The 11217-nt window shown below is 49.6% G+C and carries 11 protein-coding genes and 1 pseudogene; 1 reads left to right on the forward strand and 11 read right to left on the reverse strand.

Annotated features, from left to right (window positions below; all coding sequences use genetic code 11):
• From GS12_RS25255 to GS12_RS20810, 11 genes and pseudogenes are all read right to left on the reverse strand, one after another.
• A partial coding sequence (locus GS12_RS25255; RefSeq protein ID WP_034950400.1) for a sigma factor-like helix-turn-helix DNA-binding protein occupies positions 1 to 181 on the reverse strand: 181 nt, incomplete at its 3' end.
• 51 nt (positions 182 to 232) lie between these two features.
• Positions 233 to 1270 (reverse strand): annotated as a pseudogene (locus tag GS12_RS20765) (TraI domain-containing protein); the annotation flags it as partial.
• Entirely contained in the window at positions 1264 to 2712 is a 1449-nt protein-coding gene (locus tag GS12_RS20770; protein WP_034950402.1) for a UvrD-helicase domain-containing protein, read from the reverse strand. The pseudogene GS12_RS20765 and the gene GS12_RS20770, both read right to left, overlap by 7 nt.
• Before the next feature lie 842 nt (positions 2713 to 3554).
• On the reverse strand, positions 3555 to 4211 hold the full coding sequence (elbB, locus tag GS12_RS20775; protein ID WP_034950404.1) for an isoprenoid biosynthesis glyoxalase ElbB: 657 nt from the start codon (positions 4209 to 4211) through the stop codon (positions 3555 to 3557).
• Entirely contained in the window at positions 4201 to 4725 is a 525-nt protein-coding gene (locus tag GS12_RS20780) for a hypothetical protein (RefSeq protein WP_235421282.1), read from the reverse strand. Before GS12_RS20780 ends, elbB begins: the two co-directional genes overlap by 11 nt.
• Before the next feature lie 227 nt (positions 4726 to 4952).
• Positions 4953 to 5795, reverse strand: coding sequence for a hypothetical protein (locus tag GS12_RS20785; protein WP_034950407.1), 843 nt, complete (start codon positions 5793 to 5795; stop codon positions 4953 to 4955).
• Positions 5796 to 5986: 191 nt separating this feature from the next.
• The gene (locus GS12_RS20790; RefSeq protein WP_034950409.1) at positions 5987 to 6931 is read right to left on the reverse strand and encodes a DUF1281 domain-containing protein; all 945 of its coding nucleotides are present in this window, start codon (positions 6929 to 6931) and stop codon (positions 5987 to 5989) included.
• Positions 6932 to 7036: 105 nt separating this feature from the next.
• The gene (locus GS12_RS20795) at positions 7037 to 8116 is read right to left on the reverse strand and encodes an ArdC family protein (RefSeq protein WP_084089805.1); all 1080 of its coding nucleotides are present in this window, start codon (positions 8114 to 8116) and stop codon (positions 7037 to 7039) included.
• Between the two features lie 72 nt (positions 8117 to 8188).
• Positions 8189 to 8806 carry a hypothetical protein gene (locus tag GS12_RS20800; protein WP_034950411.1) on the reverse strand — a complete coding sequence of 206 codons (618 nt, stop codon included), beginning with the start codon at positions 8804 to 8806 and terminating at the stop codon, positions 8189 to 8191.
• A gap of 107 nt (positions 8807 to 8913) precedes the next feature.
• Complete coding sequence (locus GS12_RS20805) at positions 8914 to 9918, reverse strand: hypothetical protein (protein ID WP_152601459.1); 1005 nt, start codon at positions 9916 to 9918, stop codon at positions 8914 to 8916.
• A gap of 91 nt (positions 9919 to 10009) precedes the next feature.
• Positions 10010 to 10672 carry a hypothetical protein gene (locus GS12_RS20810; RefSeq protein ID WP_052118552.1) on the reverse strand — a complete coding sequence of 221 codons (663 nt, stop codon included), beginning with the start codon at positions 10670 to 10672 and terminating at the stop codon, positions 10010 to 10012.
• 423 nt (positions 10673 to 11095) lie between these two features.
• Between GS12_RS20810 and GS12_RS20815 the strand changes: the two genes are divergently transcribed.
• Positions 11096 to 11217 (forward strand): transposase (locus tag GS12_RS20815; protein ID WP_034950416.1); only part of this gene is annotated, 122 nt, incomplete at its 3' end.

Genomic DNA, 11217 nt, shown 5'->3' on the forward strand with positions numbered 1-11217 from the left:
TGCGGCGAAAACGCTTGAACATTTTATGCATAGAGGAAGTACTGATGTTCAGTTGCTCAGCGATTTCACGGTAAGTCAGGGCGTCGTTAAAGCGCAGGCTGAGTGCAGCTGTGATCCAGGGCCTTCTGGTGTAAGGCGTGTTTCTGTCCACGGTAGTGTCCATGTTCGCGAAAATGTCCATGGTAGGAAACACGGGGAAAAATAAAAGACGGTCTGAACGATACGCTTACGTATCTTCTCCAATATTGGCCGTCGTTTCCGGCACCATCACAATTTCAGCCAGCGGTTTATTAACCGGCTCGTCCAGAGCTGAACTCAGTAAAGTATCGGCCAACGTTCTTTCACCACCGCCCTCCTGCCCTTCGGTGTCAGTCCTGGCCACCGTTTGAGCCAGCGACGACTCAAGGGCCGGCAAATTGACCGCACTTTGCAAATCAACCGCAGGAACCAGTGAGTCGGCAGTTGCTGTGCCAGCCTGAGACGGCATCGGGGTCGGTGCCACCGGGCCGTCACCCAAAGGTATTGCGGGCAACAGACTATTCCCCCGTGCCAGCCTGACGGCCTCCCGGACGATGTCATCGATCACCGGTAACGAACCCGGCTGTCGTGCAGCAACCAGCATCAGCGCCTGTACTGCAGCGGGTAGCTTTGACAGCCAGTCGATGGCTTCGGCCGGAACCAGACGCGCGGCAATCACTGCACTCTGACTTATCGTCAGGGCGTTCTCTGGCGGATACCCCCTGAAACGGAAGCGATATGGCTCACCGGGGACCGTAAGTCCTGGCAACCAGACCCGGCCACTTTGCAGCTCGCCTTCAAGTTGATTAAACAAAGGCAAATACCAGCAGAGGGCAGCATAAAACACCACCGCATTCCAGAGCACGTTCTGGGCTGACTGGTTTTCAGGTGCAGCGCCCGGGGGCAACATGTGACCCTTTGCCAGACGGACGGTGAATGTCGCGGTCTGCAGCGTGACATCAACCAGCCCCCCTTCCCTGGCATATTCCCCCTGCTGTGTTGCTGGTAACACCTGCATCAGTGCTATCAGGTGCTTCAGAGGCTGCAAATAAAATTGCTCATAGAGATCTTTGGGCAGCGCGCTGTTTTCCCACAACTGCTGCAGGCACTGTTTGCGGGAAGCGGTGTTGAGCAACTGCTCTGCAGAGGCGGGCATAAAATAGCCGGCAGGCACAACCATTGATGGCTGAGCCGTGTGTTTTGTCGGTGTACCCCGGGCACCGGCGATCAGCGCTTTAATCGCTTTTAACATGGCGATCCCGTGGGCTTATTTTCCTCTTCTGAATCCAGCAGCGCCTGCAGTAACGCATTAATTACCAGCGTTTGTCTGGCGCGCGTCACGGCCACATACAGTAGATTAGTTTCATCGGTACGCTCGCGCTCTGACAGCAGGGGATCGGTGATATCGGCAAAGTCGTCATTCAGCACAACCACCGGCCACTCCAGACCTTTGCTACGGTGTGCCGTAGAAACGCTGACCGTTGCCTGGCTTTCATCCGTCACGGCATGTTCACGCATGACCTGCAGTTTCTGTGGCAAGGGGAAATACTGGTCAAGTAACCGCAGTCCCTGATTCATTTCCGCGTCTTTGGTCGCCCTGGCCACCGACTCAAACTCCTCGAAATTGCGATATTCCCGCGCTAACGACGGGGATTGCATGCGTTCAGGCATGTCTGCCGAGAACCAGTACAAATCCTCCAGCTCTTCCGTTTTGTACCCGCTAATGCCTCCGACCCAATACACCTTTTTACCGGCGAGGCTGGCCTCAAGGGCTACACCAATAACGCCGGCAACGGTCCGACTCAATATGGCGACGTGCTGCTGGTTCACATCTTCAGATAAACCGGTAACGACACTATCGTCGCCTCCGTTCCCTGTCACAGACAGCGTTTCGCCTTGTCGGGCAAGAAGCCTGTTTGCCACTCTGGCCACGGCAGGGCCAAACCGAAAACTGTGCGTCAGGTAAAGTTGATCCGCATCAGCCAGCTGCGGTGCATCCAGGGCATTTTCAGCGCCACGGAACCGGTAAATTTGTTGATGACGGTCGCCGACCAACACCACATGACAGCGCTGTGCCAGTACCAGAGATTGGGTTACCGGGTTCGCATCCTGCCCCTCATCAAACAGCACCGTCTGCCAGCGCTTTGAGAGATCGGGCTGAGAGAGCTGATAAAGCTTGAGATAGACGTCATGCGTGACCGGGAAATTCCCCTCCTGGCGGGCAGACTCCCGCCAGAGCAACTGCGCGGCGGCGAGAATTTTCTCTGCGGACAGCCCGCAACGTTCATCGCTGTCCGGCAGGTGCGAATGTCCGAGCTCAGTATCGGCACTACAGAGAAAAGCATTGAAGGTGGTGATGGCCACGCGTGCCAGTGGCCAGTGGCGGGTATTGAGTTTACGGGCAACGTCGGTGATACGCAGATTACCCGTCAACCGTTGCTGGTAATGGCGACCAAAGTTGGGCCAGGCCAGTTGATGAGACGTTTTGCATTCAACGTTGAACGGAAATTTTTGCTCGGCGTCATCTCTGACCGCCCGGTTATAAGCGAGATAAAGCATCCGGCTTTCAGGATTGGCCTGTGCGAAACGCACCAGCGTGGAGGTTTTGCCCGTGCCGGCAAAAGCCCTGACGATCAGGCGGTGCCCGGACCAGCCAATCACGGCTGCCTGTTCAGGCGTATCAGAATAAGACATTTGCAGCACTCCATAACTTAATAACAGGCGCTATCCTGCACAGGCTGATATGCCGCTACCATATGAAAACCTTTTCCTGTACAAAAAAAATTTACTGGGGTCAGGTGAGCCTGTTACTTAATTCTTTCAGACACGCTACCGCTCATGGAAGTTAATCCAATAACTTACATTGCCAGATAAAAAAGGTTATTTATCACGCTAAAAAATCTGCGCCATTTAATAAAATTATTAAAAGATAATGATTTAACCCTATCGAAAAATAACCTCTCCTGAAAGCAGGTAAGGGCAAGTCAGAAAAAGTCGGAAGAGTTCCTGGGGGTTCAGAGTCAATAAGAAGAAGTCAGAATGTGAAGCGCATCACAATTTCAGAGAGGAAGCAAAGAATCATTTACAACAAACGTGCAACTATTAATAACGCGGCATGGTATTACGTAATTCTTAGGGGTTTATCGTAGTTAGCTAACTTTTCCGGATGAAACATTATTGAATCGCCTTCACAGGTAAACAAAAGCCTGCGGAGTTCACATTTAAACCCCATGGCATCTCCCACTTTCGACAGATTCACCGTCCGTCCTTTTAAAACTTCCTTATCCAGTTCCTCAAAAGCGATCCGTCGGCCAGGATTGCAGTAAAGGTATTCAAATAATGATCGATTAAGAGAAGAATAACGAAAGGTAGTTACAATAAAATATCCGTTGAGAATAACCTGCCTGGTCTCATAATCATATGAAACAGAGGGCCTCACTGTAGTATCTTTGTCATTTGGCTCACTGTATTTAAACAGAGAGAAAATTAAGACATACAGCAAGACCTCTACTACAATTGAAAATATAAACAATTCTTTAGCTCATTTCGTCAAGTTTTGAAACAAGTTTATAAATCCCCATCCTTGCCTCTAAAACACCGTCAGCAAGCATATAAGCCGGTGTGGTTACGACCCGATTGGAAGTATCAACCACGATATCATCAACTTTGGCAACTTTGTGAATGCCTCCGAGTTTCTCTATAACATAAATCGTTTCATCATCATTGCCAACCGTTAAAACAACACCAGGGCCATACACGGCGGGGAGCAACACAGGAGCGATGCACATATACCCGGCAGGTTTTTTAGCGGATTTGAAATCTTTTAACACGGTTAATACTTCTGGATTAATCTCAAACGCCTGTCCTTTAAATGCATAGTCAGATAAATTTTTTGCAACGCCAAATCCTCCTGGGACAATAAGCGCATTAAACTCCTGCGTTATACATTCTTTTATATTCCTAACTTTACCACGAACAATTCTGGCTGATTCATTTAATACATTACGCGTATCTGCAGACACCTCGCCCTTTACATGATTAACAACATGATGCTGTTCAATATCGGGAGCAAAACACTGATAATTAATTTTACATTCTTCGAGAGCAAGTAACGTTAATACGACCTCATTAATTTCAGAGCCATCATAGACGCCACTTCCGGAAAGAATTACTGCAAATCTCTTATTGCTCATCTGGAACTCCTTGTGTTTCAGTTAGGCTATCAATTAACTTGCGATTAGTAATGTTTTGATATTCCTCCATAACATCCGTTGCATTACGGACTTTTTCTTCAACAGTAAGTCCACTATCAAATACAATTTTATATATATCCTTTAAGAAATTATCGAAATCAAAATGACTTTGATACCAGTTCCCGAGGCTATTTATCGGTGTATTTAGCGCGTTTAACTCGCGAATATAGGCTGAGGATCGGTGCATAAGCATATTCTTAATTCTGATTTTAATACGTTCGCGCTGAGATAAATCATCATTAAGCAGGATAGAACGAAGCTCTTGTAGTTTGCCACGGGAATGATACCAGACCATCGCCCTGACATAATTTACCGTCATATCAGATGAAAGATTATCTACCGTTTCTGCTTTTGTAATGGCCGGACGCCGCAGCAGGGTATCGTACTGATACCAGCCTGCAATGCCAATTATGCCATAAAGGGCAAGCGCTAATGCCTTCGCTAAATTCAACATAACGTCCCTGTTATTCCTGCTTTCCTACGCACGCCTAATATCTATCAAAAACTTAGATATGCTTAACACAAGCGAAATCAACAACAAAATACTCAATCTAAAATTTGCAATCTGCATCACAATTACCCAGAAACTTATACTGCGTATTGATTTAAATAACACAAACCATCTATAGATTTAATGGTAACTACTATGAGCGATTCATCAATAGTATTTCACATCATGATTTATGGATGCATTTGGAAACTCATCGATTTAATCCTGCCCCGCCTCAGTTTTAACAACGAAAAAAAGTCCCACTTAATCTTCTCTTTGCACACACCATATTCACGTAAAATAGGCAATGTTATCTCACTAAAAGGTAGGGTTAACTTTTGCCCGCGGTAGTCAAGCATCCATATATTGAAAGGCTTGAGCCTGATCAAAATCAACTCATCCGGCTCTGGAAAAAACACCGTACTCACTCTCGCATACATGTATTTTCTGTAGCGTTTGAATAACTCAAGTCTATTTTTTCCCTCAATAGCCACATAGAGAGGTAGCCGACCAATTTTTGTATATTTAGTTTCTGTATCAGGAATGCCGTTGGTATATTTAAAACAGGCACTTTCCAATGAATTCATTACTTCATCAGGAAAAACATCCTGAATATCCTGGTAAAAATCACGGTTGTACTGATTGTAACTACCTGATAAAACAAGTTGAGGACGGATTAGTCGTATTTCATAAGGTTCAACATGTTTACCATTATCAGAAAAAGGTAACGCAGCTTCTACAAAACAGGAAGGCATTATAGCAGTTGCCTGAGCGCGCGGCCGCCGAGGGTTTGGGAACAATGCTCCGAAAGCGCGTCGAAACCACGATGGCTTCTTTTCAAGGTCTCTATCATAGAAACCAAACAACTGGCGGATCTTTCTGAGCGGTAGATCATAAACCTCAGTAGCGCGATTACTCGTATCCAGATTGTCTTTAAACGATACAAAATTGTTGCAAGCCTTCACCAGCGGATCTGACCATTCAAATAAATCAGTTCTGACGTTTCGTTCCGGTTCCAATATAGCATCTCCCATATGATGGTCCGCGATATTACATCAATATGGTACCGCAAATATTAAAATAAATAACGCCCAATTTCAGGGCGTTATCATTATTTCTCAGACTATTTTAGCACGCTGATGTAGCCGCGAAGGAGTTCACCACGCAGGGAAACTCCCCTACGGGTAAACAAAGGCCACCGTTATTCGCGGTGGCCATACGTGAGTTAATGAGCAGAAGTCAGTGCTTCACTGGCTGTTGCACAGGAGGGTAACGGTACTGAGTCCTTGTCGGCATAAGTCAGATAAATCACCTCTCCCTCAGAAGACTCATCCGTTATTCGTCCACCATCGACATGCTCACCATGGTCGTAGCGGTCATAACCACTACGCTCCGCATCTGGCATAGTCCAGGTGTGTTCAGCCTGGCAGCTGAACTTTTCTGACAATACCCCGATGACCTCACCAGCAGGCGGATACCACGGCGAATCGAAGTGCACCGTCAACGTATTGATACCGTCGCGAACGCAACCAACATTATGGCCAAACGGCCATTCGACCCCGTACTGGCGACCGTAAAGTTCAGCCATTGTCGGCACGTCCCGAAGCAGCCCCCCGGCACCGTTCAATTCGGTAGCCAGGCGGGAAGGTATCAGCATCAACATATCGCACGGGGCGGTATATTCAGGCATCAAACCGAGATGTTCCCAGCAACGGCCAGCATCAATGGCAGAACTTAATCCGACGACACCGAACCAGTCCGCATACTGACGGCTAAGCACATCGGCAATGCGTTCCTGTGCCAGGGATGGGATGTTTTCCCACTTCACCGCGTCAATACCCGACTGGCGATACAGACGTTCAATCAGTCGAATATTCTCCGCAGTTAACGGTACATCGGCTTTCAATAATCCAACCCATTGTTCAAAGGCCAGATTCTGTGGTGAGGCTACCCCTGGATGGGTCAGCAGACCAGGCCAGGGTAGATAGGCGCTGGTTTTTACCGTTGCCGGTCTTAATATCCCGGCACAGCCGGCCAGGAAAAGGCGGCAGCTCTGCAGGATGGCATGGCGATAGTCAGGTATGACATGACCATTGACCCATTGCTGCAGCTCATCCACAAACACGGATTGGCCAGTGATGATCAAACGATTGTTGCACCAGTTCGACATGGTAGTTCTCCTCTTCTTACAAGAAAAAGAGGGAGCTTTCCCCAGCGGGGGAAAGTCTCCCCTGTTGGGTTAGGTGTTAAATATCAGCGGTTGTGTAACGGTAGGTTATCCAACCTGTCTGGCACTCTCTGGTTTTCCCGGGCAAGTGCCGTTAGTGATGAATCCCAGTAAATACTCGCTGGCCTCACGCGCCTGTCGACAGGCGCGAAACAGTGCTTTTTTGTCAGACTTAAGGATCTTCAGCCAGCCTTCCACATAGCTGTCGTGTCGCACTTCGCCGAACACACCGAGCTGTGCGCATAAAAACGCACTGCCCATTTCGGCGATAAGTTCCTCGAACGCATAAACCGGATCGCCAAACTGGCGCGACGAAGCGGTTATCCCCTCCCTGTTCAGGCGCTTTGCATGACCGGTACTGTGTACCAGTTCGTGCAACAGCGTGGACCAACAGTCCGCTTCGGTAAAAAACTGCTCCGCCATCGGCATCAAAATTTCATCCGTCAGCGATCGATAATACGCGCGGTTCTGGGACAGCATCCGGTGCTTAACACCGGTGGCGTTAAATATCCGAACTATCCTGTCCATCACTTCCGGGTTGAGTATGCCATCCTCATTCATTGTCTGAGGTGGCTCAGATGGAAAGGCAATATCTGCCGACAGGCCCTCACACTGCTCTGCATTAAACAGCTGCAGAGGTTTGAGCATTGGTACCGTTTCCAGCAGCGGTTTTCCGTCACTGTCATACAGGCGGTTGCCATCACGGTCTTCCGCCTGTTTTGTCCAGTCCTTGTAAACCACCGCCAGCGTCGCCTTCTCACCTTTGCGGATCTGACCACCGGCCTGCTGCGCCTGCCGGTATGTCAACCAGTGGTTATTGCGAAACCCCTGCTCTTCCGCTGACATCCAGAGAAGCAGGACGTTCACGCCGCTGTAATGACGGCCGGTTGTAGCATTCAGTGGCAGACCAGACGGTTCGCTGCCAGCGACGGTGCGCCATGGCTTCCGCCAAGGTTTCACACCGTTCTCCAGCGCGATGATTATCCGGTCAGTGACCAGACGATAAATATCGCCGCTGCCAGTGAGCGTCGCGGCCGTTCCTGCCTGGCGACATTTACCGGAGGAGGTTTTGCCTGCCGCTGGCTTTTTACAGACCCTGGCGGTGGATTTACGGTTATCAGTTTGCATAGAGCACTCCTTAAAACAGGCGTGCCCCTCCCCTGCGGGCGTGAGGCACGCCGCAGGCGGGTGGTCGTTAAATCAGGCGCTCAGAATCAGCAGCGCCCCGTCAGGTGAAACACATTCTGTCCGGCGTTGCAGATTATGTGCGGCCATCAGAAACCGGTTATGGTCTGCCGGTTTTGCATGACGGCAGGCGACGGGATAAACATCCTCAAGCAACCGTAATGCAGCCATACGCCAGTACTTCAGCTCGCTGCCACTGCAGCAGGCACCGAAATGCCTGGTAGCCGTCACATGCAGTCTGTCCGTCAGATCCCGGTAACCGGCCACCGGCACATAACGCTTTTCGCCGGTGTATACCGCAATATCGTTCTCTGAAAGCATCAGAGTGAGCTGATGATTCTTCGTCAGCATGTCCCATATACGCCCTTCCGTCAGGACGAGAGGTTTAGTGAAAACAGCATTGTTGACCAGCACAGGGGCCAGCATAGCCCATCCCTGATCCCTGTCGGGATGACAGCCATCTGCAAATGCCTGGTGCCGTAACGGGTCTTCACATCCGGGGGCCGAACGGAAACGTTCGCCATCCTGAACAGACAAAGACACGGTTACGTCACAGGTGAGTACCACAGGCCTGTCGTTACTTAAGGACTCGGCCAGAACCGCTTTCAGGTCTTTTCCGTGAAAACGCAACATATTTGCACTCCTGAAAGACAGGGACCTCCGGCAGGAGGTCTCCCTGCCGGGTTGGTGTTATTCAGGCGGCGTTACAGCACCGCTAAAGGATTAAGACGAATCAGCATTTACCAGATCGCAAACAGGAAAACACTTTCCCGCTCCATATCCAGCGTACGGATGCAATAATTCGCCCACAAGGCTATCAGTTGCAGCTCAGTGCAGAACGTCTCCCCCCAGGTTGGTTCGTTGTTGTACGACGAGAACCAGCCGTTGCGGATGTCATCGCGCAGTAATGCGAGATGATTACGGGACAGAAATATCGGTTCCTGGTCCGGAACACCCTTTTCATATTCCGGCATATTGACGCAGACCCAGTGAAGCAGAGCATCTAAACCACTCAACGTCACCAGCTCACCGGTACTGGAGCCTAAAACAAGTTCCAGCGAAGAGGTTTCCGGGTCGGCTGAAAGACGCTCCTGGTCCTGGGGTTCATACAATCTGAACTCCAAAGCGGCAATATCCTCCCACTGTTCACGGGACAGATTTATTTCCACACTCAGGGTAAGGTTTCCAGCAATAGCCTGTTCAGTCAGCCGGGCATTTTCCTGCGAAAACGATGTGGCATACTGCACCGCATCAGGAACTTTCCAACCAGAAAACTGGTCGTCACGGGCCCGGTTCAGGATGGTCAGCGGCAGCGCCCATGAACAGGCTCCTGCCGTGGAATGAACAAGAAAATGCGCACCGCAGATATTGTGAAGCGCCAGCATTACCAGGCGGGTAAACATATCGACTGACATCTGATGCTCTGTTTCTATCTCATCCAGGCTCAGCACATCCCGGGTACGCTCGCGCGATACCGTGATGATACGATGCCTGTAACCTTCACCTGTTTTACCGCTGAAAACCAACTCGTCAGCCTTTGGACTACTGTCGAGATGGAAAAGAGAGAAAGCACCAGTGCGCTCATTGTTCCGGCGCGGATTCACCGGCCGCATGCAGCATGGCAGGCAGTGGTATAGATCGATAATCACCGAGGTAAACTTGTTCCAGGTCTCGACCGGAACGGTACTCCGCTGCTCGATAGTGTAAACAACAGGGTGGCCTGCTGGTAAGAAACGTTCAGTCATGGATAAATCCTCTTTAATAGTTAACAAAAAGGGGATTTATCCCCCGAACGGGAAATAAATCCCCGTCAAGGTGGGTCACAGACTACAACTGTTAAGCTGACATCAACTGCTTAGATACCCGTCTGATTGATGAACAATACACAATGCCCGGATCGCGCCATAAATGGCCAGATTCCGGTGTATATCGTCGGGTTGCCAGGTTTTGTACCTCCGGCAAACAGGCATATCGCTTGTCTGTCAGATACATCTCCAGCCTTGTTGCCTGAGCACGGAGATCCCGGGCGGTACTGTAATTATCCCAGCCAGATTCAAATGCCGCCTCTTCGCGCAAACTGCATTGTTTCGCCTGCAGCGTCGCGATGTCCTGCGGCGTCGTCAACGGCTTAAACCAGACCAGTCCACGAGAAAAGTCACCACACAGAACCCGGCGATTTTGACGATCGTAAACTTGTGCAAAACGTGGGGAGAAAGACCGGGGGCCACAGTCATGTCCCAGGTCAGAGTCATAATAATCTTCGCCTTCATCGCGAATGGGCCAGCTGTCGGTTTCATAAAGAAGAACCAGCTTTTCCACTGCACCACTAATGGTCGAAAATTCGCAAACGGTCAGGGTTTCTTCAAGATAGTATGTGCCATATATCGGATCATCTTCCGGATACTCGGTCATACCAGTAACCCGAATCTCAAACTGCCTGTGAAAGAGATCTTCACGTAAGGCGACTCCGTTTTGATACGGCGTGTGAATAAAGTTCATGGTGTTATTCCTTCTTTTAAAAAATAGACAGGAGAAAAACACCCCTGAAGGATGTTTTATCCTTCAGATCGCCAGGCAGACATGAAGCGCTCAACCGGCAGTGCGATCGGCCTGGTTCCAGTTACCGGACGTTAAATATACTTACCGGAATCGATACCGCAGATAAGCTAAATGCTCAGCTTGTTGACATGCAAGTCGCCAGGCTTTTTGCGGTCTTATTTTCCCTTCAGGGAAAGCGATAAGTCGTCGAGAATAAACGTAGCTATCTTCATGCCAGCCCTCGCGAAACGTGAGCCAGCCGTGAAAGCCATCGGCTGTTGGGACAATATCTGCCCGAACCGCTAAATTTCCTGTGCCATTTGAATCGCCACGGGTTTAACAGACACCTCGGAGTCATTTAAGATGGCTTAAAGAGAGGTGCCCATGAGCGGTAAGCGTTATCCCGAAGAGTTTAAAATTGAAGCAGTCAAACAGGTTGTTGATCGTGGTTATTCTGTTTCCAGCGTTGCAACACGTCTCGATATCACCACCCACAGCCTTTACGC

The organism is Erwinia oleae (assembly GCF_000770305.1).
Classification (GTDB): Bacteria; Pseudomonadota; Gammaproteobacteria; order Enterobacterales; family Enterobacteriaceae; genus Erwinia; species Erwinia oleae.